Raw genomic sequence first — 23,645 nt, 5'->3', positions numbered from 1 at the left:
CGATACCGTTCAGCCTCATGCGCACCATCCTGATCACAGGCCCGGGCGGCAGCGGCCGTACCACCATCGCTGCCGCCACCGCACAGCGCGCCGCGGGCGAAGGCGCCCGCACCCTCCTGCTCGGTGCCGACCGCACCGACACCCTCGGCGCCGCGCTGGGCTCCGCGACAGGACCGGCCCCCGGGCGGGCCGCGGCGAACCTCACCACCTGGCGCCCCGACGCCGTCGCCCGCTTCCGCGAGGACCTCACCGCCTTCCAGACCCGCGCCACGAACGTCCTCGACCTGCTCGGCGCCGCCCGCCTGGACGCCGAGGAGGTCACCCCGCTGCCCGGCGCCGAGGAGCTGTCCTTCCTGCGCGCCCTCAGGGACGCCGCCCTGTCCGAGCGCTTCGACCTGCTCGTCGTCGACCTCCCGGCCCTCCCACAGGCCCTCGCCCTGCTCGCCCTCCCCGAGGAGCTGCGTCGCTATCTGCGCCGTCTGCTCCCGCCCGAGCGGCAGGCGGCCCGCGCCCTGCGCCCGGTCCTCGGCCGGCTGGCCGGGGTGCCCATGCCCGCCGACTGGCTGTACGAGACGGCGGCCCGCTGGGACGTCGAACTGGCCGCCGTCGAGAGCGTCCTCACCGACCGGAACACCGCCGTCCGCCTGGTCGCCGAACCCGGTCCGGCGGGCGCCGACGCCGTACGCGCCGCCCGCCTCGGCCTCGCCCTGCGCGGCCTGCGCACCGAGGCACTGATCGCCAACCGCGCCCTGCCCGAGACCGAGCCGGACAGCCTGTTCGCCGGGCTCCTCGCCCAGCAGCGCAAGACGCTCGCCGACTGGCAGGACCAGCCGTACGCCGTCCACCCCGTCCCCCACCTCGGCCACGACCCGCGCGGCCAGGACGACCTCACCGCCCTGGCCGTACCCGCCGTCAACCCGGCTCCCGCCCTGGTCGAGTGGCCCGTCGCCGACCGGATCGCCGAGGACGGCGTGCTGGTCTGGCACATCCCGCTGCCCGGCGCGATACGGGAGGAGGTGGACCTGGTCCGGCGCGGCGACGAACTCGTGATCACCGTCGGCCCGTTCCGGCGGATCGTCCCGCTGCCGTCCGCCCTGCGCCGCTGCACCGTCGCCGGGGCCGGTCTGCGCGAGGGGGAGCTGCGGGTCCGGTTCGCCCCCGACCCGGACCTCTGGCCGGCCGGCGGACGGTGAACCGGGCACGCCCGTTCGGGTAACGTCGTAAAGGCGAACCGTCGTCAGGAGTCCGCCATGAGCGAAGAGCGTCCCGCATCCGGCCCGGCCGAGGAGCACGAGGAACAGGGCCGGGCGACCGACGCCGACGCCTGGGCCACGGCCTGCGCCGAGGACCTCGCCGCCGAGAAGGCCCGCCGCCGCGCCGAGCACGGTCCGCAGCCGGGCTCGGCCGCGGAGGAACTGAAGAAACTCGTGGACACGGTGGCCGACAAGCTGTCCGGCCTGCCGTCACCGCTCCTCGGCAGCCTCGCCGGCCCGGCCGCCCAGCAGGTGGTGCGCCAGGTGGTCCAGCAGGCGAAAGCCGCCGTCGAGCCGGTCGTGGAGCGCAATCCGGACGTCTTCGACCACCTGGCCGCGGCCGGCAGCGAACTGCTCGCCGCCTACCGTTCCGCCGTCCAGGCGCAGGAGCGCCGCTGGACCGCCCGCACCGCCGACGACCTGACCCGCGAGCAGCGGGACGACCGGCGCGACGGCGGCGAGGGCACCGGTCCGGGGGAGCGGATCGACCTGGACTGAAGCGCTTTCCCGGCAGGGCCTCGGGTACGGTTGGCCGTAGCGGGGCTCGACCGAAACTGAGGGATTCATGGGACTCACCATCGGCGTCGACATCGGCGGCACCAAGATCGCGGCCGGCGTGGTCGACGAGGAAGGCAACATCCTCTCGACCTTCAAGGTGCCGACCCCCACCACGCCCGAGGCCATCGTGGACGCCATCGCCTCGGCGGTGGAGGGCGCGCGCGCCGGGCACGAGATCGTCGGCGTGGGCATCGGTGCGGCCGGTTACGTCAACCGGCAGCGCTCGACGGTGTACTTCGCGCCGAACATCGACTGGCGCCAGGAGCCGCTGAAGGAGAAGGTCGAGGCCCGCGTGGGCCTCCCGGTCGTGGTCGAGAACGACGCCAACGCCGCCGCCTGGGGCGAGTACAAGTTCGGCGCCGGCAAGGGCCACCGCAACGTCATCTGCATCACGCTCGGCACCGGTCTCGGCGGCGGCATCATCATCGGCAACAAGCTGCGCCGCGGTCACTTCGGCGTGGCCGCGGAGTTCGGCCACATCCGGATGGTCCCGGACGGCCTGCTGTGCGGCTGCGGCTCGCAGGGCTGCTGGGAGCAGTACGCCTCCGGCCGCGCCCTGGTCCGCTACGCCAAGCAGCGCGCCAACGCCACCCCCGAGAGCGCGGAGGTGCTGCTCTCGCTCGGCGACGGCACCCCCGACGGCATCGAGGGCAAGCACATCTCCATGGCCGCCCGTCAGGGCGACCCGGTCGCCGTCGACTCCTACCGCGAGCTGGCCCGCTGGGCCGGCGCGGGCCTGGCCGACCTGGCCTCCCTCTTCGACCCCTCCGCCTTCATCGTGGGCGGCGGCCTCTCCGACGAGGGCGAGCTGGTCCTCGACCCGATCCGCAAGTCCTACAAGCGCTGGCTGGTCGGCGGCAACTGGCGCCCGGTCGCCGACGTGATCGCGGCCCAGCTCGGCAACAAGGCGGGCCTGGTGGGAGCGGCCGACCTGGCCCGGGAGCCCGACCCGATCATGTAGTGGGTCCCACGACAGTGCCCGCCGCGTCCGGTCCCGGGACGGGCGGGCATCGTCGTATGTTGATCGGCATGGCGACCAGCACGCTGCTTCCCAACTCCCGTACCGAATCCGACGGTTCCGCGGTCATCCGCGTCCTGAGCTACAACATCCGCTCGATGCGCGACGACACGGACGCCCTGGCCAGGATCATCACCGCCTGCGCCCCCGACCTGGTCCTCGTCCAGGAAGCCCCCCGCTTCTTCCGCTGGCGCAAGAAGCTCGCCCGGCTGGCGGCGGCCTCTGGCCAGGTGATCCTCACCGGTGGCGCCACCGCCGCGGGACCGGCGATCCTGTGCTCGCTGCGGGCCACCGTGGAGCGCACGGAGGACGTCCTGCTGCCCCTGACCCCCGGCCTCCACCGGCGCGGCTTCGCCACGGCGGTGGTGCGTTTCGGCGCCGCTCGCATCGGCGTGCTCAGCTGCCACCTGAGCCTGCGGGGGGACGAGCGCCGTGAGCAGGCCGGCATGCTCCTGGACCGCCTCGCCGGTATGGGCGTGGAGCACGCCATCGCCGGCGGCGACCTCAACGAGGGCCCCGACGGGCCCGCCTTCCGCCTGCTCGCCGGGGCCCTCCAGGACTGCCGGGCGGTGGCGCCCTGGGGCGGAGCTGAGACCTGGCGGTACAGCGAACCACACCGGCGCATCGACGCCGTCTTCGCCACGAAGGGCGTCGAGGTGCTCGGCTGCGGGGTGCCGCTGGAGCAGCCGGGCGTCACCGGGGCCGACCTGATCGCGGCCACGGACCACCTCCCGGTCCTCGCCGCCCTGCGCGTACCGGTGGCCTGAGCCGCACTGTACGAGGTTCAGACCACCGCGCCCCGGCCCGGGTCGTCGTCCCCCTCGTCGTCCGTGCGCATCCGCATCACCAGCGCGGCGAAACCGCCGAGGAAGCCGCCGATGCCGAGGGTCGTCAGCCACCAGGTCATCTCCCAGCCGAGCACCACCGCCAGCAGGAGCAGGACCGGGCCGCCCACGACACCCAGCCAGGCGAACTTCGCGGTGGTGTCGGCGGCCGGCAGCGGCGGCGGCTCCGGCGGGACGAAGTGACCCTCGTCGTCCTCGTCGAAGTCCTCCTCGGACGGCTCGGGCGGGCTGTAGTCGCGCGGGCCGACACCGGGCGCGAAGGACACCGAGCTGCCCAGCGGCCGGACCGGGGCCTTGTCGGTGTCGCTCTCGGCATCCGGCTCCGGCAGCGGCAGGTCCTCCACCCGTTTGAAGGGCCTGCTGCCCGGCGGGTCCGGCGGCTCCTCGCCGTACCCCGCGACGATCGCCTGCCAGGCGGCGTCCTCGTCGAAGGGCGGGCTCTGCTCCTCCGGCTCGCGGTCCCCGCGGTCCTCGCGGTCGGACTCGTGCTCAGCCACCTGTGGCCGTCCCTTCCTTGCCGAGACTGGGTGCGAGCCGGCCCATGAAGGCGAGGCTCTCCTCGAAGATCCGGTCCGCATCCTGGTCCAACGTCGCCACGTGGTAGCTCTGTTCCAGCACGATCTCCGTCACGTCCGTGGACGACACCCGGCTGAGCACCCGGGCCGAGTCGGCGGCCGGGACGACATGGTCCTGGGCGCTGCGCAGCAGCAGCAACGGCTGGGTGACCTGGGGCAGCTCGCCGTCCAGCCGGCGCAGGAACACCCGCAGCGAGTGCGCCGCGTGCAGCGGCACCCGGTCGTAGCCCAGCTCGGCCGCGCCCTCCTTGGCGATGTCGCTGGCGATGCCCTTCGTCGTCCGTACGAGATGCCGGGCCACCGGAAGGGCGTACGCCGACAGGCCGTGCACCTTGTTGGCCGGGTTGACGACCACCGCGCCGGTGACCCGCTCGCCGTGCCGCGCGGCGAGGCGGAGCGCCAGCGCGCCGCCCATCGACAGGCCCGCGACGAACACCTGGGAGCAGCGCTCGGACAGCACGCGCAGCTCCCGGTCCACCTCCGCGTACCAGTCCTGCCAGCCGGTGACCTGCATGTCCTCCCAGCGGGTGCCGTGGCCGGGCAGCAGCGGCAGCGACACGGTCAGGCCGTGGGCCGCGTGGTGCTCCGCCCAGGGGCGCAGCGACTGGGGCGAGCCGGTGAAGCCGTGGCAGAGGAGAACCCCCACCTCCCCGCCCTCGTGGCGGTACGGCTCGGCTCCGGGGAGGACCGGCACCTTCGACGCTCCTGTTCCTGAAGGGGCCCCACCGGTGGCCGGTGAAGGCGTGCGGGAAACGCGCGGATGTGCTTCACCGTACGCGACCGCACCGACACCGACCAGGGTCGTCGGGGCCTTTGACAGTCCTGAAGGGTTAAGGTCTGTTCGACGGAAACGGGAGGCAAGCGGGTGTTGTACGGCACGATGAAGGTCGCCATCGGGGGGCCGTTGAAGGTCGCCTTCAGACCCTGGGTGGAAGGCCTGGAGAACATACCGGCCGAGGGCGCCGCCATCCTGGCGAGCAATCACCTGTCCTTCTCGGACTCGTTCTTCCTGCCGGCGGTCCTGGACCGCAAGGTCACCTTCATCGCGAAGGCCGAGTACTTCACCACGCCCGGGGTCAAGGGCCGGCTCACGGCGGCCTTCTTCAAGGGCGTCGGACAGCTCCCGGTCGACCGCTCCGGGGCGCGCGGCGCCGGCGAGGCCGCGATCAAGAGCGGCATAGAGGTGCTGGAGCGCGGCGAGCTGTTCGGCATCTACCCCGAGGGCACCCGCTCGCCCGACGGCCGGCTCTACCGGGGCAAGCCCGGCGGCCTCGCGCGCGTGGCGCTCGCCACCGGCGCGCCGGTCATCCCGGTCGCGATGATCGACACCGAGAAGATCCAGCCGCCGGGCAAGGTGGTGCCGAAGCTGATGCGGCCCGGCATCCGCATCGGCAAGCCGCTCGACTTCAGCCGCTACCTCGGCATGGAGCACGACCGTTTCGTCCTGCGCGCCCTGACCGACGAGGTCATGTACGAGATCATGAAGCTCTCCGGCCAGGAGTACGTCGACATGTACGCGACGGCGGCCAAGCGGCAGATCGCGGAGGCGGCGAAGGCGGCCAGGGAAGCGGAGAAGGCCAGGGAAGCGGAGAAGAAGACAGACGCCTGAGGCCTGACCAGGGGGCCGGGGGACGGGGGGACATGCCGAAGCGCGAGCGCGTGACGCGGATGTCGGTCGAGCTGCCGCTGTGGCGCGCGCTCGCCGGCTACCGCGTGCTGACCATGCTGTACGCCATCGGCCTGGGCGTCACGAGGCACGGCCTCTTCGTACGCCCCTGGATCGCCGTCTGCTACTTCGCCGTCCTGTTCGTCTGGACCCTCGCCACCCTGCCCCGGGTGCGCAACGCGGCGAGCTGCACCAAGCCCTTCCTGGCCGCCGACCTGGCCATCGCCCTCACCGGCGTCCTGATCACCCCGCTCGCCGACAGCCACCAGCGGATCGCGGGCGGCCCCACGCTGCCGTCCATATGGACCGCCGGTGCGGTGCTCGCCTTCGCGATCAAGGGCGGCTGGCGCTGGGCCGCCACCGCCTCCACACCGGTCGCGCTGGCCAACCTGGTCGAGCGCGGCCACCCCGCACGGGACACCGTGAACAGCCTGATCCTGGTCTGGGTCGCCTCGATCGCCATCGGCTACGTCGTGGAGGTCGCCCGCGCCTCCGAGCGCACCCTCGCCCGCGCCCTGGAGATCGAGGCCGCGACCCGGGAGCGGGAGCGGCTGGCCCGGGACATCCACGACGGTGTGCTCCAGGTGCTGGCGATGGTGCAGCGGCGCGGCGCGGTGATCGGCGGCGAGGCGGCGGAGCTGGGGCGGCTCGCGGGGGAGCAGGAGGTGGCGCTGCGCACGCTGGTCTCGGCCGGTCTGGTGCCGGTCTCCCGGGTGTCGGAGGACGCCGCGGCCGGGGCCGTCGTACGCGCCGTGGAGGAACCGGACGACGACGGGCCGGTCGATCTGCGCTCCCTGCTCGCCGCCTGCGCGGGTGCCCGGGTGAGCCTGGCCGAGCCCGGCGCGCCGGTCCGGCTGCCCCGGCCGGCCGCGCGGGAGCTGGCCGCCGCGGTCGGCGCCGCCCTGGACAACGTCCGCAGGCACGCGGGGGAGCAGGCCCGGGCCTGGATCCTGGTCGAGGACGAGCCGGACGAGGTCGTCGTCACCGTCCGCGACGACGGCCCCGGCATCCCCGAGGGCCGGCTCGCGCAGGCCGAGGGCGAGGGCCGGCTCGGCGTGGCCCAGTCGATCCGGGGCCGGCTGCGCGACCTGGGCGGCAGCGCCGAGCTGATCTCCGTCCCCGGGCAGGGCACGGAAGTGGAACTGAAGGTACCGAAGAAGGCGGAGGCGCGACGTCGATGAGCGAGCAGCAGGACCCGATCAGGGTCATGGTGGTGGACGACCACCCCATGTGGCGCGACGCGGTCGCCCGGGACCTGGCCGAGTCCGGCTTCGAGGTGGTCGCCACCGCCGGCGACGGCGAACAGGCGGTCCGCCGTGCCAGGGCCGCCGCCCCGGACGTCCTCGTGCTGGACCTCAACCTGCCGGCCAAGCCGGGTGTCCAGGTGTGCAGGGAACTGGTCGGCCACAACCCGGCGTTGCGCGTCCTCGTGCTGTCCGCGAGCGGTGAGCACGCCGATGTGCTGGAGGCCGTCAAGTCCGGCGCGACCGGCTATCTGCTGAAGTCGGCGTCCACCGGGGAACTGCTGGACGCCGTGCGCCGTACCGCCGTCGGCGACCCGGTGTTCACGCCGGGCCTGGCCGGACTGGTCCTCGGTGAGTACCGTCGGCTGGCCTCCGAACCGGCCCCCGCCCCCGACGCCGACGAACCGGGCGCGCCCCGGCTCACCGACCGGGAGACGGAGGTGCTGCGGCTGGTCGCCAAGGGCCTGAGCTACAAGCAGATCGCCGAACGCCTCGTCATCTCCCACCGCACGGTGCAGAACCACGTGCAGAACACCCTCGGCAAGCTCCAACTGCACAACAGGGTGGAGCTGGTGCGGTACGCCATAGAGCGCGGCCTCGACGACGAGTAGAGCCGCCGCGCCGGCTTCCGGCAATGCGCCGAAATCACCCGTCCCGCCCCTCCCGGTGTGACCTGGGTCACCGTTAGCGTGACTGACTGTCAGGGCATCGTGGCGAAGGGACATTTCATGCGGGTCGGAGTACTGACCGGAGGCGGCGACTGCCCCGGGCTCAACGCCGTCATCCGGGCCATCGTCCGCAAGGGCGTGCAGGAGTACGGCCATGACTTCGTCGGCTTCCGGGACGGCTGGCGCGGTCCCCTCGAAGGCGACACCGTCCGTCTCGACATCCCCGCCGTGCGCGGCATCCTGCCCCGCGGCGGCACCATCCTCGGCTCCTCGCGCACCAACCCCCTCAAGTCGGAGAACGGCATCCGCCGGATCAAGGACAACCTGGCCAAGCTGGACGTCCAGGCGCTCGTCGCGATCGGCGGCGAGGACACCCTGGGCGTCGCCGCCCGGCTGTCCGACGAGTACGGGGTGCCCTGCGTCGGGGTGCCCAAGACGATCGACAACGACCTGTCGGCCACCGACTACACCTTCGGTTTCGACACCGCCGTCAACATCGCCACCGAGGCCATCGACCGGCTGCACACCACAGCCGAGTCCCACATGCGGGTCCTGGTCGTGGAGGTGATGGGCCGGCACGCCGGGTGGATCGCCCTGCACTCCGGCCTGGCGGGCGGTGCCAACGTCATCCTCATCCCGGAGCAGCGCTTCGACGTCGACCAGGTCTGCGCCTGGGTGACCTCCCGCTTCCGGGCGTCGTACGCGCCGATCGTGGTCGTCGCCGAGGGCGCCATGCCCAAGGACGGCGACATGGTGCTCAAGGACGGGTCGCTGGACTCCTTCGGGCACGTCCGGCTGTCCGGGGTCGGCGAGTGGCTGGCCAAGGAGATCGAGAGCCGCACCGGCAAGGAGGCACGCACCACGGTCCTCGGCCACGTCCAGCGCGGCGGCACGCCGAGCGCCTTCGACCGCTGGCTCGCCACCCGCTTCGGGCTGCACGCCATCGACTGCGTCCACGAGGGCGACTTCGGCAAGATGGTCGCCCTGCGCGCCACCGACGTCGTCCGCGTCCCCCTCGCCGAGGCCACGGCCAGGCTGAAGACCGTGGACCCGGAGCTGTACACCGAGGTGGGGGTCTTCTTCGGCTGAGGCCGGTCACGTACGCGGTGCCGGGCCGGTCCTCGCGGCCCGGCACCCCGCGCGACTCCCCCGGCTACACGGAGGTCTGCTCGGAGAACGTGCTCGTCCCGCGCAGCCGGCCGGTCAACTCCCGTACGATCGCTGCCCCGTTCAGGCTGAGGACCGACTCCGGGTGGAACTGCACACCCGCGAACCCGGGGCCCCGCAGGGCATGCACCTCGCCGTTCGCCGCCCGGCTGACCTCGATCCCGTGCGCGGCCAGCTCCCGGGCCGCCCCGTCGTCGCAGCGCGCCACGAAGCTGTTGTAGAAGCCGACGGTCTCGGCCCGCCCGAACAGGTCGATCGTGGTCTGTGCCCCCTGGTACGGCACCTCCTTGCGGATGATGTCCAGCCCGAGCTCCGCCGCGATCAGCTCATGGCCCAGGCAGACGCCCAGCACCCCGTGCCGGTGCTCCCGGACGACCGTGGCGGTCAGCTCCCGCAGGAACCGCATCTTCGGGTCGGCGAGGTCGGCCGGGTCGCCGGGTCCGGGGCCGAGCACCACCGGGCCCTCGTGCGCGAGCACGGCGGCCCGCAGCCCCGGCTCGTCGTACCGCCGTACGCGGACCTCCAGGCCGCCCGAGCGCAGCACGTGCGCCAGCATCGCGGTGAAGGTGTCCTCGCCGTCCACGACGAGGGCTTGGCCGGCCAGTTCCTGCGCGGGCTCCTGCATCCGCAGCCAGAAGGGGGCGAGCGCGGCCCGCCGGCCGTCCAGTGCCGCCCGCACCCGCGGGTCGTCGGCCAGCCGCGGCCGCTCCCGCTCCGCGCGCGGCCGGGACGGCCGTACCCCGAGGGCCGCCAGCACGCCCGCCGCCTTCGCGTGCGTCTCCGCGACCTCGCCCGCCGGGTCCGAGCCGCGCACCAGCGTCGCCCCGACGGGGACGCGCAGACGTCCGTCGCCGGAGATGTCGGCGGTGCGGATCAGGATGGGGGAGTCCAGGGTCTGCGCGCCCCCGGAGTCCCGCCCGAGCAGCGCCAGCGCGCCCGCGTAGTAGCCCCGGCCGCCGACCTCGTGCCGCTCGATCACCCGGCACGCGTTCTGCACCGGCGACCCCGTCACCGTCGCCGCGAACATGGTCTCCTTCAGCACCTCCCGCGCATCCAGGGAGGACCTGCCGCGCAGCTCGTACTCGGTGTGCGCGAGGTGCGCCATCTCCTTCAGCCGCGGTCCGACGACCACCCCGCCCATGTCGCCGACGGTGCACATCATCTTGAGTTCCTCGTCGACCACCATCGACAGCTCCTCGATCTCCTTGCCGTCGGCGAGGAAGGAGAGGAGGCGCTCCGGGGTCGGACCCTCGGCGGGATAGCGGTACGTCCCGCTGATCGGGTTCATCACGACCGTGCCGCCGGACATCCGCACATGCACCTCGGGGCTGGCCCCGACCAGCGTGCGGTCCCCGGTGTGCACGACGAACGTCCAGTACGCGCCCCGCTCGCCCTCCAGGAGCCGCCGGAACAGTGCCAGCGCGTCGGCCCGGCCGAACCCCGGGATCTCACCCTCGTAGGTGCGCCGGATCACGAAGTTCGCGCCCTCGCCCCGGCCGATCTCCTCGGCCAGCACCCGCCCGACGATCTCGCCGTACGCCTCGTCGCCGACGTCGAAGCCGTCGCCCTCGACGCGCACCTCGTGCGCCGGGAGCCGGGCCAGCGCCACGTCGAGCGGGATGTCGTACGTCTCCTCGGGCGTCAGCACCAGCAGCGGGGTGCCGTCGTCGCGGACGTCGAAGCCGCGCTCGCGGATCTGCCGGAACGGCACCAGGGCGAGGCCCTCGTCGGGCAGGTCGGCGAGCCGGTCGCGGCCGGTCACCGGGCCGATCAGCAGTTCCACCGTCCGCTCGTCACGGCCGGGGGCGCGGCGGCGGAGCAGGGCGAAGGGGCGGTCGTCGAGCAGCAGCTGTGCCAGGTCCATGGGTCCTCTTCCGTCGATGTCGGTGAGGAACGACCCCGGAGACGCCGAAGGCCGCCCCTCGGGCGGCCTTCGCGAAGTCTTGAGTACGCGCGATCAGCGGGCCGCCGGAGAAGCGGTCCACCACCAGTTCTGCATGCAGTTCCGGATCGAAGGCGCGAACATGGCACGAACCCTACCGCACCCGTACCGCCGTCCACAGGACAACCGTCGCGTCTCACCCTTCGAGCCAGAAGATGGGGCATGCGACACGACCCCGTAATGTTTACGAGGTGACCGTGAACGCTAAGACCAGCGCGAGCGCTGGCAACACCTGGCGAGACCTGCCCGCGGCGCAGCAGCCCGAGTACCCCGACCCCGAGGCTCTGCGCGCAGTGATCGCGGACCTCGAGTCGTATCCGCCGCTCGTCTTCGCGGGCGAGTGCGACCAGCTGCGCGCCCGGATGGCGGCCGTCGCCAAGGGAGAGGCGTTCCTCCTCCAGGGCGGCGACTGCGCCGAGGCCTTCGACGCCGTGTCCGCCGACCACATCCGCAACAAGCTGAAGACGCTGCTCCAGATGGGCGCCGTCCTGACCTACGCGGCCTCCGTGCCCGTGGTCAAGGTCGGCCGTATCGCCGGGCAGTACTCCAAGCCGCGCTCCAAGCCGACCGAGACCCGCGACGGCGTGACGCTCCCGGTGTACCGGGGCGACTCCGTCAACGGCTTCGACTTCACCGAGGCGTCCCGCATCCCGGACCCCGAGCGGCTGAAGCGCATGTACCACGCCTCGGCGTCCACGCTGAACCTGGTTCGCGCCTTCACCACCGGCGGTTACGCGGACCTGCGCCAGGTGCACGCCTGGAACCAGGACTTTGTGCGGACCTCGCCGTCGGGTCAGCGCTACGAGCAGCTCGCGCGCGAGATCGACAACGCGCTGAACTTCATGCGGGCCTGCGGCGCCGAGCCGGAGGAGTTCAAGACCGTCGAGTTCTTCTCCTCCCACGAGGCGCTGCTGCTGGACTACGAGTCCGCCCTGACCCGGGTCGACTCGCGCACCGGCAGGCTGTACGACGTCTCCGCGCACATGGTGTGGATCGGTGAGCGCACCCGGCAGCTGGACGGGGCGCACATCGAGTTCGCCTCGCAGATCCGCAACCCGCTCGGCATCAAGCTCGGCCCGACGACCACGGCCGAGGAGGCGCTGCAGTACATCGACCGCCTCGACCCCGAGCGGGAGCCGGGCCGGCTGACCTTCGTCGTCCGGATGGGCGCCGACAAGATCCGCGACCGGCTCCCCGAGCTGGTGGAGAAGGTCACGGCGTCCGGCGCGACGGTGGCCTGGGTGACCGACCCGATGCACGGCAACACCTTCGAGGCGGCCTCCGGGCACAAGACCCGCCGCTTCGACGACGTGCTCGACGAGGTCAAGGGCTTCTTCGAGGTCCACAAGGCGCTCGGCACCCACCCGGGCGGCATCCACGTGGAGCTGACCGGCGACGACGTCACCGAGTGCGTCGGCGGCGGCGACGAGATCTTCGTCGACGACCTGCACCAGCGCTACGAGACGGCCTGCGACCCCCGGCTGAACCGCAGCCAGTCGCTGGACCTCGCGTTCCTGGTCGCGGAGATGTACCGGGACCAGTAGGCGCGCCGGTGAGCACGGAAGGGGCGCGGATCACACAGGATCCGCGCCCCACCCACTTTTGCGGCCGCCGGGTGATGGGTAAGGTTAGGTTTGCCTCACCGGGAAACGGGGTGGCAGTAGGACAGCGACCCCGTCGGGAGGTGTGACCGCGTGTACGTCTGCAGCTGCTTCGGCATCACCGAGAACCAGGTCGAGCAGCACGCGCGGGACGGCGCCTGCACTCCCCGCCAGATCGCCTCCGCCTGCAAGGCCGGCACGGACTGCGGTTCGTGCGTCCGCCGGATCCAGGCCCTCCTCGGCCGCGGCGCGTGCCCCCGCCGTGAGCTGGCCGACCAGGGCAGGCCGGTACTGACGGAGATCCCGGCGGGCACCCCCGCGGACCTCCCCGAGGCGGCCTAGGGATCAGCTGCTCGACGGCTGCTCGATGACCTGCGCGAGGTAGAGCGCCTCGCCGAGCTTCTCCACCAGCTCCAGCTGGGTGTCGAGGTAGTCGATGTGGTGCTCCTCGTCGGCGAGGATGTCCTCGAAGATGTTGGCGGACGTGATGTCGCCCTTCTCGCGCATCACCTTGATCCCCCGCTTCAGCCGGTCGATGGCCTCCACCTCGATCTGCCGGTCCGCCTCGAACATCTCCCTGACGGTCTGCCCGACGCGGACGTGGAAGAGCCGCTGGTAGTTGGGCAGGCCCTCCAGGAACAGGATCCGGTCGGTCAACACCTCCGCGTGCTTCATCTCGTCGAAGGACTCGTGCCGCGTGTACTTGGCGAGCTTGTACCAACCGAAGTTCTCCTGCATCTTCGCGTGCAGGAAGTACTGGTTGATCGCGGTCAGCTCACCGGTGAGCTGCTCGTTGAGGAACTCGATGACCTCGGGGTCGCCCTGCATCGCAGCGGCTCCTTCCACAGGGGAATCGGGGGAGGTGTGCGGCGGCATGATCGCACCGGGGGCGAAGATCGTCCAGTAAGTGCGTACTTAGTAAGTAAATGCTTGCTTGATGTGAGTTGTCCGGTTAGCGGACCCGTGGTCAAGGGCACTGCCCGAGGTCTGTCAGGATGGATACATGGGTCATCCGGTGGAGCGAGAGTCTGGAGCGACGGCAGGGTCCGAGCTTCCGCCGGGTCAGCGGCTCCAGCGTGGCTGGCCGGTCACGCACTACGGTCCCGTTCCGAAGTTCCGGCCCGAGCGCTGGGAGTTCCGGGTCTTCGGCGCCACCGCCGACGGTGACAAGCACACGTGGGGCCACGAGGAGTTCACGGCCCTGCCGTACACCACCGTGGTGGCCGACCTGCACTGTGTGACGAAGTTCAGCATGACCGGCGCGGAGTGGGGCGGCATCCCCGCCCGCACCATCCTCGACCTGGCCCCGCCGGCGCCGGACGTCACCCATGTGATGGTCTGGGCCGAGTACGGCTTCAGCTCGAACCTCCGCCTGTCCGACTTCGCCTCCGAGCGCACCATCTTCGCCACCCACAAGGACGGCGAACTCCTCACCGCCGAGCACGGCTTCCCGGTCCGGCTGATCGTGCCCCACCTGTACGCCTGGAAGGGCCCCAAGTGGGTCCGCGGTGTGGAGTACATGACCGCCGACCGCCGCGGCTTCTGGGAGGAACGCGGCTACCACAACATCGGCGACCCGTGGAAGGAACAGCGCTACTCCTACCAGGAGGAACCGGGACAGGGCCCCGAGCTCTGACCGGGCCGGCAGGCTCATCGCCGGTTACGGCGACAACCGTGCGACCGGTGACGAGAACACGCGGTCCCTCGCCCTCACCCGCACCCTGGCCATCGAGTACGTGATCAGCGACGGCCTCCTGGTGGTGCTCGTGGTGCACCTGGTCGACACGTCACACGTGCTCTTCGAGGACGAGGGCTGACCGGCGGGCTCAGCCGTCCCTGAGCTTCTTCAGCCGCTCCACGTCCGCCGCGTGCCCCAGCTTGCCGCCGGGCGTCTCGATGACCAGCGGTACGCCCTCGGTCGCCGGGTGCGTCATGAGCGCCCGGAACGGGTCCTCGCCGATATGGCCGGCGCCGATGTTCTCGTGCCGGTCCTTGTGCGCGCCGACCACGTCCTTGGAGTCGTTGGCGTGGATCAGTTTCAGCCGGCCCGCGCCGACCGTGTCCACCAGCAGGTCCAGCGTCTGGTGCATCCCGCTCGGGCCGGTCAGATCGTGCCCGGCGGCGAAGACGTGACAGGTGTCCAGGCACACGCCCAGCTTCGGATGGGCGTCCAGCGCCTCGAAGTACGGCCCGAAGTCCCAGGTGCGCGAGCACAGCGAGGCGCCCTGCCCCGCGGTGGATTCCAGGAGCAGATACGGGTCGTCGTCGTGGGTGAGCTCGTCCAGCAGCGGCAGCATGCGCTCGCGCACCTGCCGCAGCGCCACCGACCGCTCCCGCCCGCCGGTCGCGCTCCCGGTGTGCACGACCACACCCCGCGCGCCGATCTCCCGCCCGCGCCGCAGGGAGTGCCGCAGCGACTCCACCGACCGCTCCACGGTCGCCTCGGTGTGCGAGCCGAAGTTGATCAGGTAGGGAGCGTGCACGTACGCGGGGATCGACTCCTCCGCGCACGCCGCGCGGAACGCCTCGTCCTGCCGCGGGTTCCCGGCGGGCGTGGCCCAGCCGCGCGGGTTGGCCACGAAGACCTGCACGGTCTCCGCCTTCAGGTCGCGGGCGTACGACACCCCCACGGAGTGCAGGCCTCCGGCCACGGGGACATGACCGCCGACGGGGTTGCGCGGACCGGAGGGCAGGTCCGGTGACTGGGACGCCGGGGCGGGTGACGAGGGGGACGACGACTGATCGGGACTCACCCGTTCAGGGTGTCATGCCCCTACCGGCCGCCGGACCGCCCTCCCCGTGACGCCGGTCACCGGATGGTGATCGTGATCGTCGACCCCTTGGGCGCCGTGTCGCCGCCCTTCACCGACTGCTTCTTCACGGTGTCGCCGAACAGCCCGAGCAGCCCGCGGTCCTCCTCCACCTTGAAGCCGGCGCCCTCCAGCGCCTTGTGGGCGTCGTCGACGCTGTCGCCGACCACGTCCGGCACCTCGATCATCTGCGGGCCCTTGGACAGCGTCAGCGTCACCGTGTCGCCCTCGGCTGCCTGACTGCCGTCGCCCGGGCTCTGCCGGGCCACCTTGCCCGCGTCGTACTCGGAGTTGACCCGCGCGGGGGCGATGACCACCTTCAGCCCGGCGTCCGTCAACTGCTGCCTGGCGTCCTGCGGATCGTCACCGGTGACGTCGGGCACGTCGACCGGGCTGCCCTTGCTGACGATCAGCGCGATCGCCGAACCGGCGTGCCGCTCGGTGCCGGCCTGCGGTGTCGTGTCGATCACCGAGCCCTTGGTGACGTCCTCGCTGAACTGGCGGGTGACCATGCCCGGCTCCAGCCCGTCCGCCTTCAGCCGCGCCCGCGCCGCGGCGAGCGTCCGGCCGCGGACATCCGGCACGTTCACCGTCTCCGGGCCCAGCGAGACGGTCAGCGTGACCGAGTCGTGGTCGCGGATCCGGGCGCCGGGCGCGGGATCGGTGCCGATGACCGTGCCCCGCTGGACGGTGTCGTTGTACTCGCGCTTGACCTGCCCGACGTTGAGCCCGGCCGACTCCAGCCGGTCCCGGGCCTGCGCCTCGGTCTTCGACAGCAGCGGGGGGACCTTCGTGAACTGGCCCGAGTTGATGTACCAGACCCCGGCGCCCAGGCCGAACACCACCAGCACGGCGGCGACGACCGTCAGCACCAGGCGCCCGGAGCGGCGCGGGGGCACCGGGGGCGCCTGCAGCCGGCTGGTGTGCTGGACGGCGGCCACGGCCGGCTCGTCCTCGTTGACCGGCAGCGGCCGGTACGGGGGTCCCCCCGCGGGGGCGAAGCCGGGCGCGGGGGAGGTCGGTGAGCGCGGGATCACGCTCGTCCGGTCGCCGGCGTTGTCGTGCTCCGCGGACAGCGCCTGCGGCGGTATCGCGTCCAACTGCTCGTCGGTCAGCCCCTGGCGTGCCCCCCGCACCTGGCCGAGCAGCGCCACGGCGTCCTGCGGCCGGAGGTCGGGGGTGCGCGCGGTCGCGGAGGCCACCACCTCGTCCAGCTCGTACGGCAGCCCCGGCACCAGCGCCGAGGGCGGCGGTACGTCCTCGTGTATGTGCTTGTAGAGCACCTGCGCGGGGGAGTCGCCGGAGTGCGGTTTCCCACCGGTCAGCATCTCGTAGAGCACGACACCACAGGCGTAGACGTCGACGCGCGGATCAGTGGTGCCCTGCTCCATCTGCTCGGGCGCCAGGTACGACACGGTCCCGAGGACGGCGCCGGTCGTGCTGGTCACCGTGTCCACGGACCGCACGAGCCCGAAGTCGGCGACCTTGACCCGCCCGTCGTCCCCTATCAGCACGTTCTCGGGCTTCATGTCCCGGTGCACGAACCCGGCCCGGTGCGCGGCGCCGAGCGCGGCGAGGACGGGTTCGAGGATGTCGAGGGCCGCGCGGGGCTGCAGCGCCCCCCGCTCGCGCAGCACGTCCCGCAGGGTGCACCCGGCGACGTACTCCATCGCCAGGTACACGTAGGACCCGTCGGTGCCCTGGTCGAAGACCTGCACCACGTTCGGGTGGGCCAGCCGGGCGACCGACTTCGCCTCCCGGATGAACCGCTCCACGAAGGAGCCGTCGGCCGCGAGCGTCGGGTGCATCACCTTCAGCGCGAGCACACGGTCCAGGCGGGTGTCCAGGGCCCGGTAGACCGTGGCCATCCCGCCGACCGCGATCCGCGCGTCGACGCGATACCGGCCGTCGAGCACCTGCCCGACGAGGGGGTCCTGAAGGGTCGTATCCACGCAGGCGAGTCTACGAGGGACGACCGACAGTCCCGCACGATGTGCTGATCCGGGGACGGAATGCAGCACACCTGTGACTCCCCTGCGATCAGAAGGCCGGGCGCTCGGGGTCCAGGCGGGCGCGCCCCTCGGTGGGGGAGGAGGCCTCCGCGAAGTGCCTGCGCGGAATCCGCCCGGCCAGCCGGGCCAGCCGCCCCCCTTCCACCGCGTGCCTCATCGCCGCCGCCATGAGTTCCGGCTCCTGCGCCCGGGTCACCGCGGAGGCGAGCATCACCCCGGCACACCCCAGCTCCATGGCCAGCGCGACGTCGGACGCCGTACCGGCCCCCGCGTCAAGGATCACCGGCACACGCGCGTGCTCGACGATCAGCTGGAAGTTGTGGGGGTTGCGGATCCCGAGCCCGGACCCGATCGGCGACCCCAGCGGCATCACCGCCGCACACCCCACGTCCTCCAGCTTCCGCGCCAGCACGGGATCGTCGTTGGTGTACGGCAGCACCGTGAACCCGTCGTCGACCAGCGTCTCCGCCGCCTCCAGCAGCTCCACCGGATCCGGCAGCAGCGTCCGCTCGTCGGCGATGACCTCCAGCTTGATCAGGTCCGTGCCGAGCGCCTCCCGCGCCAGCCGCGCGGTCAGCACCGCCTCCCCGGCCGTGAAACAGCCCGCCGTGTTCGGCAGCACCCGGATGCCCAGCTTCTCCAGCACGGACAGCACCGAGCCGTGCACGGACGGGTCCACCCGCCGCATCGCGACCGTCGTCAGCTCCGTACCGGAGGCGACCAGCGCACGCTGGAGCACCTCCAGGCTGGGCGCGCCGCCCGTACCCATGATCAGCCGGGAGGAGAAGGTCGTACCCCCGAGAACCAGAGGATCGTCGGCCATGGCTCAGCCCCCCTGGACAGCGGTGAGGACCTCGACCCGGTCGCCCTCGGCCAGCACCGTGCTCGCCCACTCGGTGCGCGGCACCACGGTCTCGTTGACGGCGGCGGCGACCCCGGAGGGCGCCGCGACCAGCGAGCGTACGACGGCGTCGAGAGCGGTACCCGGAACGATCTCCCGGCGCTCTCCGTTGACGGAGATGGGAACGGTGACAGGGATGCTCATGCGGGCTGCTCCAGGAGGACGGCGGCGCCGAAGCGCCGCGGCGTGAACGGACGGGCCTCGTCCGGCAGTTCGCCGTCGGCCAGCAGCCGGGCCATGACATCGCCGGTGACCGGGGTGAGCAGCACCCCGTTGCGGTAGTGCCCGGTGGCCAGCAGCAGCCCGTCCAGCCCGGACGGGCCGAGCAGGGGCGCGTTGTCGGGCGAGCCGGGGCGCAGCCCGGCCCGGGTCTCGGTGAGCGGCAGTTCGGTTATGCCCGGCACCAGCTCATGGGCGTCGCGCAGCAGCTCGTACACCCCGCCCGCGGTGACCGTCGTGTCCCAGCCCAGCTCCTCGCTGGTGGCGCCGACGACCAGTTCGCCGTTCTCGCGGGGCACCAGGTAGACCTGGCTGCCCCGGACGACGGCCCGTACGGTCCGGCTGAGGAACGGCGCGTACCCGCTGGGCACGGTGAGCCGCAGCACCTGCCCCTTCACCGGCCGCACCGGCGGCAGCAGCGCCTCCGGCAGCCCCGCGAGCCGCCCGCTCATGCTCCCGGCGGCGAGCACCACCTGTCCGGCGCGCAGCTCGGCGCCGTCCGCCGTGGTGACCCCGGCGGCCCGGTCCCCCGCGACGTCCAGCCGCTCGGCCCACGCCCGGTGGAACCTCACGCCGGTCCGCTCGCACGCGGCCACCAGGGCCGCCGCCAGCCGCCGCGGGTCGATCTGGTGGTCGCCGTCGACCCGCAGGCCACCGCGCACCCCGGGCGCCAGCATCGGCTCCAGGCGCCGGCACTCCCGCCCGGACAGCCACTCCGACTCCAGCCCCGAGCGCTGCTGCAGGGCGTGCAGTTCGCGCAGGTGGGCGCGGTCGTCGGCGTCCATCGCGACCGCGAGGGTGCCGCAGCGGCGGTAGCCGAGGTCGTGGCCGGTCAGTTCGGTCAGTTCGGCCGCGAAGTCCGGGTAGCGGCGGGCCGATTCCAGGTTCAGGGCGAGTAGTCTCTCCTCGCCGTAGTGCAGTTCGGTGACCGCGGCCAGCATCCCGGCCGCGACCCGCGCGGCCCCGCCGCCGGGCTCGGGATCCACCACGGCCGTGGCGAGCCCGCGCTGCGCCGCGCGCCAGGCGGTGACCAGGCCGATGATTCCGCCCCCGATGACGAGGACGTCGGACGTATCGGACGTACGTGACGACATGGGCGGTAAGCCCCTCCCTTCGCCGGCATGACCCGGATCAGGTTCGTACGGTCGGAGGCCGCCAGCCTCCCTCTCAGCCCGGTGCGCCGGGCTCCCGCGAGTGCTTGTACGGTGGCCACCCTAGCCCGCCCCGCTCCTCACCCGTAAGGGAGCCCCTGCTCATGGCCCGGTCGCTCGACGGACTGACCTTCGCCCCCGTGGCGGATCAAGCCCCAGGTCAGGTGGGCACCCGCACCCGGTTCGCGTACCACGAGGAGGGCGGCGGGATCTGGGCCGAGTACGCGGGCGGCGACGTCGTACGCGGCCGTCTGGTCGGCACCCGGGAGGGCGACCGGCTGGACTTCCGCTACGTCCAGCTGAAGACCGACGGCACGACCTCCTGCGGGCACTGCGTGTCCACCGTCGTGGAGCTGCCGGACGGCCGGGTGCGGCTGGAGGAGACCTGGGAGTGGGAGTCCCAGGCGGGCGCCGGTACGAGTGTTGTGGAACAGGTCACCGAGCACGCCCGCTGACTGACGCTCCGTCACATGTCTATGGTGATCGGGTGAGCGAGCAGACAGCACAAGAGGGCACGTCACAGGGGCGCCGCGTGGTCGTCGCGGGCGCCGGCATGGCCGGGGTGCAGACCGCGGTCGCGCTGCGGGAGCAGGGCTTCAAGGGCCCCGTCACCGTGATCGGGGCGGAGCCGCACCAGCCGTACGACCGGCCGCCGCTGTCGAAGGCCGTGCTGCTCGGCAAGGCCGAGGACTCCGCCTTCGACGTGGACTTCGAGTCCCTCGGCGTCGAGCTGCGGCTCGGCTGCGAGGTGCTGGGCCTGCGTCCCGCCGAGCACGAGCTGGACACCGAGGCGGGCCCGGTGCCGTACGACGTCCTGGTCATCGCCACCGGCGCCGAACCGATCACCCTGCCCGGCACCGAGGGCGTGCCCGGCGTGCACCTGCTGCGCACCCTGGACGACGCCGAACGGCTGCGCCCGGTGCTCACCCAGCAGCACGAGATCGTGGTCGTCGGGGCCGGCTGGATCGGCGCCGAGTTCGCCACGGCCGCCCGTGAGGCCGGCTGCGTGGTGACCGTCGTGGAGGCCGCCGACCGGCCCCTCGCCGGCGCCCTGCCCGCCGAGGTCGCCGCCCCCATGGCCGCCTGGTACGCCGACGCGGGCGCCGAGTTGCGCACGCACGCGCGCGTGGAGCGCGTCGAGCCCGGCGCGGTGATCCTCGCCGACGGCACCCGGCTGCCCGCCGGAGCCGTCGTCGTCGGCATCGGCGCCCGCCCCGCCACGGCCTGGCTGGCCGGCTCCGGCGTCGAGCTGGGCCCGCACGGGGACGTCCTCGCCGGCGACCGGCTGCGCACCTCCGTGGCGGACGTGTACGCCGTCGGCGACTGCGCCTCCTTCCCCTCGGCCCGCTACGGCGAACGGCTGCTCGTCCACCACTGGGACAACGCCCTGCAGGGCCCGCGCACGGTCGCCGCGAACATCCTCGGCGAGACCCCGGAGGTCTACGACCCGGTGCCGTACTTCTGGTCCGAGCAGTTCGGCCGGTTCGTGCAGTACGCCGGTCACCACGCCGCGGCCGACCGCGCGGTGTGGCGCGGCGACCCGGCGGGCCCCGCCTGGACGGTGTGCTGGCTGCGCGAGGACCGCCTCGTCGCCCTGCTGGCGGTAGGCCGCCCGCGTGATCTGGCGCAGGGCCGGAGACTGATCGAGTCGGGCCGCGGCATGGACGCGCGGGCCCTGGCGGACCCGGCGAAGCCCCTGAAGGACGCCACGGCCGACTAGCCCGGCCGTCCCGGCCGGACCTGCCTGACTTCCGACTGTCAGTGGGGGATGGCAGGCTTGTCCTGTGACCGAGATTGACGCAAAGATCGATGCTCTCGTCCCCGCCTGGCTCACCCTCCCCGACATCGCCGAACAGCTCGGCGTCGAGGTGACGCGCGTCCGGCAGCTGGTCAAGGAGGGCCAGCTCATCGCCGTACGCCGAGGTGAGAACCGCGCGCTGCACGTCCCCGCCGCCTTCATCGACGGGGACAAGGTCGTCAAGGGCCTGTCCGGCACCCTGACGCTCCTGCGGGACGACGGCTTCACGGTCGAAGAGATGATCGAGTGGCTCTTCACCCCCGACCCGACCCTGCCCGGCACCCCCGCGCAGGCCCTGAGCGAGAATCGCGGCACGGAGGTGAAGCGCCGCGCCCAGGCGCTCGCCGTCTGAGCCGCACCGCACCACGAGGGGTGGCGTGCGGGCCGTGGCCCGTACGCCACCCGTGAACACCACCAGGGACACCGACCAGGGGGGACCCACGTATGCCCGACACCGCACGCGCCGCGCTCGCCGACGCCCGTCTGTACCTCTGCACGGACGCGCGCACGCGCCAGGGCGACCTTCCCGAGTTCCTGGACGCGGTCCTGGCCGGCGGTGTCGACATCGTGCAGCTGCGCGACAAGGGCATGGAGGCCGCCGAGGAGCTGGCCCACCTGGAGGTCTTCGCGGACGCCTGCGCCCGGCACGGCAAGCTCCTCGCGGTGAACGACCGCGCGGACGTCGCCCACGCCGCCCGCGCCGACGTGCTGCACCTCGGCCAGGGTGACCTGCCGGTCCCCGCGGCCCGCGCCGTCCTCGGCGAGGAGGTGCTGGTCGGACGCTCCACGCACGCCGAGTCCGAGGCCGCCGCGGCCGCCGTGCAGGAGGGCGTGGACTACTTCTGCACCGGCCCCTGCTGGCCCACCCCCACCAAGCCGGGCCGGCACGCGCCCGGCCTGGACCTGGTGCGGTACACGGCAGGCCTGGGCACCGACCGCCCCTGGTTCGCGATCGGCGGGATCGACCTCTCCAACCTCGACCAGGTGCTGGACGCCGGTGCCCGCAGGGTGGTCGTCGTCCGCGCGATCACCGGGGCCGACGACCCGGGAGCGGCGGCAGCGGAGTTCGCGAAGCGGCTGCGGGAGGCCTGACGGCGGTCGCCGGTGGCTTCGTCCGACCGGCCGGCGCGATCCTCGTCGGCCCTGTCCGGAGTTCTGTCCAAGGGGTGGACATGAGACGGACAATTCGGGCAAATTTCCGGCATCCGGTTGGGGTACCGCCCACCCCTGGCTAACCTGCCCGTATGGCCCTCGGAACCTCCTCCACCAGGACTGATCGCGCACGCACCGTGCGCGACATGCTCGCCACCGGCAAGACCACGTACTCGTTCGAGTTCTCGGCGCCGAAGACCCCCAAGGGCGAGCGGAACCTGTGGAGCGCACTCCGGCGGGTCGAGGCGGTCGCGCCCGACTTCGTCTCCGTGACCTACGGCGCCGGCGGCTCCACCCGGGCCGGCACGGTCAAGGAGACCCAGCAGATCGTCGCCGACACCACGCTCACCCCGGTCGCCCACCTCACCGCGGTCGACCACTCCATCGCCGAACTGCGGAACATCATCGGCCAGTACGCGGACTCCGGGATCCGCAACATGCTCGCCGTGCGCGGCGACCCGCCCGGCGACCCCATGGGCGCATGGGTCCCGCACCCGCGGGGCCTGACCTACGCGGCCGAACTCGTCCGGCTCATCAAGGAGTCGGGCGACTTCTGCGTGGGCGTCGCCGCGTTCCCCGAGATGCACCCCCGTTCCATGGACTGGGACACCGACGTCGCCCACTTCGTGGACAAGTGCCGGGCCGGTGCCGACTACGCCATCACACAGATGTTCTTCCAGCCGGAGTCGTATCTCCGGCTGCGCGACCGCGTGGTGGCCGCGGGCTGTGACACCCCCGTGATCCCCGAGGTCCTGCCTGTCACCAGCGTGAAGATGCTGGAACGGTTGCCCAGGCTCAGCAATGCGGTCTTCCCGGACGCCCTGAAAGAGCGGATCCTCACAGCGAAGGACGATCCGGCGGCGGTACGCTCCATCGGTATCGACTTCGCCACGGAGTTCTGCGCTCGGCTGCTCGCCGAGGGGGTGCCCGGACTGCACTTCATCACGCTGAACAACTCCACGGCGACCCTGGAAATCTACGAGAACCTGGGCCTGCACCACCCCCCGCAGGCCTAGACCGGCCGCACCGCGATACGACACACTGCGTAGCGGTCACTGGGAGAGG

26 protein-coding genes and 1 riboswitch are annotated in these 23,645 nt (G+C 72.5%); of the genes, 16 read left to right on the top strand and 10 right to left on the bottom strand.

The window, feature by feature from the left end:
• Positions 1–17: 17 nt before the first annotated feature.
• The 4 genes from AB0D93_RS04930 (at position 18) to AB0D93_RS04915 (ending at position 3,596) form a co-directional block, all read left to right on the top strand.
• On the top strand, positions 18–1,193 hold the full coding sequence (locus tag AB0D93_RS04930; protein ID WP_362113024.1) for an ArsA-related P-loop ATPase: 1,176 nt from the start codon (positions 18–20) through the stop codon (positions 1,191–1,193).
• A gap of 57 nt (positions 1,194–1,250) precedes the next feature.
• On the top strand, positions 1,251–1,751 hold the full coding sequence (locus AB0D93_RS04925; RefSeq protein ID WP_362113021.1) for a DUF5304 domain-containing protein: 501 nt from the start codon (positions 1,251–1,253) through the stop codon (positions 1,749–1,751).
• A 67-nt stretch (positions 1,752–1,818) separates the two neighbouring features.
• Positions 1,819–2,772, top strand: coding sequence for an ROK family glucokinase (locus tag AB0D93_RS04920; protein ID WP_362113018.1), 954 nt, complete (start codon positions 1,819–1,821; stop codon positions 2,770–2,772).
• 68 nt (positions 2,773–2,840) lie between these two features.
• Complete coding sequence (locus AB0D93_RS04915) at positions 2,841–3,596, top strand: endonuclease/exonuclease/phosphatase family protein (protein WP_362113015.1); 756 nt, start codon at positions 2,841–2,843, stop codon at positions 3,594–3,596.
• 17 nt (positions 3,597–3,613) lie between these two features.
• On the opposite strand, the gene AB0D93_RS04910 is transcribed toward AB0D93_RS04915, so the two are convergent.
• Together AB0D93_RS04910 and AB0D93_RS04905 are read right to left on the bottom strand one after the other, a co-directional pair.
• On the bottom strand, positions 3,614–4,171 hold the full coding sequence (locus AB0D93_RS04910; RefSeq protein WP_362113012.1) for a hypothetical protein: 558 nt from the start codon (positions 4,169–4,171) through the stop codon (positions 3,614–3,616).
• On the bottom strand, positions 4,164–4,943 hold the full coding sequence (locus tag AB0D93_RS04905) for an alpha/beta fold hydrolase (protein ID WP_362113009.1): 780 nt from the start codon (positions 4,941–4,943) through the stop codon (positions 4,164–4,166). Before AB0D93_RS04905 ends, AB0D93_RS04910 begins: the two co-directional genes overlap by 8 nt.
• Before the next feature lie 174 nt (positions 4,944–5,117).
• Here AB0D93_RS04905 and AB0D93_RS04900 point away from each other — a divergent pair, with 174 nt between their 5' ends.
• The 4 genes from AB0D93_RS04900 (at position 5,118) to AB0D93_RS04885 (ending at position 8,916) form a co-directional block, all read left to right on the top strand.
• Positions 5,118–5,858, top strand: coding sequence for a lysophospholipid acyltransferase family protein (locus tag AB0D93_RS04900; protein WP_362113520.1), 741 nt, complete (start codon positions 5,118–5,120; stop codon positions 5,856–5,858).
• Between the two features lie 32 nt (positions 5,859–5,890).
• Positions 5,891–7,096: a DUF5931 domain-containing protein gene (locus AB0D93_RS04895; RefSeq protein ID WP_362113006.1), complete on the top strand. Its 1,206-nt coding sequence runs from the start codon at positions 5,891–5,893 to the stop codon at positions 7,094–7,096.
• Positions 7,093–7,770 (top strand): response regulator transcription factor, encoded by a 678-nt coding sequence (locus AB0D93_RS04890; protein ID WP_362113003.1) that lies wholly within the window; start codon positions 7,093–7,095, stop codon positions 7,768–7,770. Before AB0D93_RS04895 ends, AB0D93_RS04890 begins: the two co-directional genes overlap by 4 nt.
• A gap of 117 nt (positions 7,771–7,887) precedes the next feature.
• Positions 7,888–8,916, top strand: a complete 1,029-nt coding sequence (locus AB0D93_RS04885) for a 6-phosphofructokinase (RefSeq protein ID WP_362113000.1) — start codon at positions 7,888–7,890, stop codon at positions 8,914–8,916.
• A 64-nt stretch (positions 8,917–8,980) separates the two neighbouring features.
• Here AB0D93_RS04885 and AB0D93_RS04880 read toward each other — a convergent pair whose 3' ends face one another.
• Together AB0D93_RS04880 and AB0D93_RS04875 are read right to left on the bottom strand one after the other, a co-directional pair.
• A complete protein-coding gene (locus AB0D93_RS04880) occupies positions 8,981–10,858 on the bottom strand; it encodes an anthranilate synthase family protein (protein WP_362112997.1) in 1,878 nt (625 codons plus the stop codon).
• A gap of 93 nt (positions 10,859–10,951) precedes the next feature.
• Positions 10,952–11,020: a trp operon leader peptide gene (locus AB0D93_RS04875; protein WP_362113517.1), complete on the bottom strand. Its 69-nt coding sequence runs from the start codon at positions 11,018–11,020 to the stop codon at positions 10,952–10,954.
• A gap of 107 nt (positions 11,021–11,127) precedes the next feature.
• Between AB0D93_RS04875 and AB0D93_RS04870 the strand changes: the two genes are divergently transcribed.
• Positions 11,128–12,480: a class II 3-deoxy-7-phosphoheptulonate synthase gene (locus AB0D93_RS04870; RefSeq protein ID WP_362112994.1), complete on the top strand. Its 1,353-nt coding sequence runs from the start codon at positions 11,128–11,130 to the stop codon at positions 12,478–12,480.
• A gap of 150 nt (positions 12,481–12,630) precedes the next feature.
• Positions 12,631–12,879: a (2Fe-2S)-binding protein gene (locus AB0D93_RS04865; RefSeq protein WP_362112991.1), complete on the top strand. Its 249-nt coding sequence runs from the start codon at positions 12,631–12,633 to the stop codon at positions 12,877–12,879.
• Positions 12,880–12,882: 3 nt separating this feature from the next.
• Here AB0D93_RS04865 and bfr read toward each other — a convergent pair whose 3' ends face one another.
• On the bottom strand, positions 12,883–13,365 hold the full coding sequence (gene bfr, locus AB0D93_RS04860; RefSeq protein WP_362112988.1) for a bacterioferritin: 483 nt from the start codon (positions 13,363–13,365) through the stop codon (positions 12,883–12,885).
• Between the two features lie 175 nt (positions 13,366–13,540).
• Between bfr and AB0D93_RS04855 the strand changes: the two genes are divergently transcribed.
• On the top strand, positions 13,541–14,173 hold the full coding sequence (locus AB0D93_RS04855; RefSeq protein WP_362112985.1) for a sulfite oxidase-like oxidoreductase: 633 nt from the start codon (positions 13,541–13,543) through the stop codon (positions 14,171–14,173).
• A gap of 190 nt (positions 14,174–14,363) precedes the next feature.
• On the opposite strand, the gene AB0D93_RS04850 is transcribed toward AB0D93_RS04855, so the two are convergent.
• The 5 genes from AB0D93_RS04850 to thiO all read right to left on the bottom strand — a co-directional run bounded on the left by AB0D93_RS04850 (position 14,364) and on the right by thiO (position 19,573).
• Positions 14,364–15,230: a deoxyribonuclease IV gene (locus tag AB0D93_RS04850; protein WP_362113514.1), complete on the bottom strand. Its 867-nt coding sequence runs from the start codon at positions 15,228–15,230 to the stop codon at positions 14,364–14,366.
• Positions 15,231–15,346: 116 nt separating this feature from the next.
• Entirely contained in the window at positions 15,347–17,299 is a 1,953-nt protein-coding gene (pknB, locus tag AB0D93_RS04845; RefSeq protein ID WP_362112982.1) for a Stk1 family PASTA domain-containing Ser/Thr kinase, read from the bottom strand.
• A gap of 88 nt (positions 17,300–17,387) precedes the next feature.
• Complete coding sequence (locus AB0D93_RS04840; RefSeq protein WP_362112979.1) at positions 17,388–18,182, bottom strand: thiazole synthase; 795 nt, start codon at positions 18,180–18,182, stop codon at positions 17,388–17,390.
• Between the two features lie 3 nt (positions 18,183–18,185).
• Positions 18,186–18,404, bottom strand: a complete 219-nt coding sequence (thiS, locus tag AB0D93_RS04835) for a sulfur carrier protein ThiS (RefSeq protein ID WP_362112976.1) — start codon at positions 18,402–18,404, stop codon at positions 18,186–18,188.
• Positions 18,401–19,573 carry a glycine oxidase ThiO gene (gene thiO / locus AB0D93_RS04830; protein ID WP_362112972.1) on the bottom strand — a complete coding sequence of 391 codons (1,173 nt, stop codon included), beginning with the start codon at positions 19,571–19,573 and terminating at the stop codon, positions 18,401–18,403. The genes thiS and thiO overlap by 4 nt, the downstream gene beginning before the upstream one ends.
• A riboswitch (TPP riboswitch) is annotated at positions 19,571–19,681 on the bottom strand. (Overlaps the previous gene by 3 nt.)
• Before the next feature lie 53 nt (positions 19,682–19,734).
• Between thiO and AB0D93_RS04825 the strand changes: the two genes are divergently transcribed.
• The 5 genes from AB0D93_RS04825 to metF all read left to right on the top strand — a co-directional run bounded on the left by AB0D93_RS04825 (position 19,735) and on the right by metF (position 23,596).
• A complete protein-coding gene (locus AB0D93_RS04825; protein WP_362112969.1) occupies positions 19,735–20,085 on the top strand; it encodes a hypothetical protein in 351 nt (116 codons plus the stop codon).
• 32 nt (positions 20,086–20,117) lie between these two features.
• Complete coding sequence (locus AB0D93_RS04820) at positions 20,118–21,350, top strand: FAD-dependent oxidoreductase (RefSeq protein WP_362112966.1); 1,233 nt, start codon at positions 20,118–20,120, stop codon at positions 21,348–21,350.
• Between the two features lie 64 nt (positions 21,351–21,414).
• A complete protein-coding gene (locus AB0D93_RS04815; RefSeq protein WP_055707421.1) occupies positions 21,415–21,780 on the top strand; it encodes an Rv2175c family DNA-binding protein in 366 nt (121 codons plus the stop codon).
• Between the two features lie 92 nt (positions 21,781–21,872).
• Positions 21,873–22,520, top strand: coding sequence for a thiamine phosphate synthase (gene thiE, locus AB0D93_RS04810; RefSeq protein ID WP_362112961.1), 648 nt, complete (start codon positions 21,873–21,875; stop codon positions 22,518–22,520).
• Positions 22,521–22,672: 152 nt separating this feature from the next.
• A complete protein-coding gene (gene metF, locus AB0D93_RS04805) occupies positions 22,673–23,596 on the top strand; it encodes a methylenetetrahydrofolate reductase [NAD(P)H] (protein WP_362112958.1) in 924 nt (307 codons plus the stop codon).
• Positions 23,597–23,645 lie beyond the last annotated feature (49 nt).

This window comes from Streptomyces sp. NPDC048191, assembly GCF_040652655.1.
Lineage (GTDB): Bacteria > Actinomycetota > Actinomycetes > Streptomycetales > Streptomycetaceae > Streptomyces.
The sequence above is the reverse complement of the archived record's forward strand: the minus strand, read 5'-3'. Positions and strand labels throughout refer to the sequence as shown.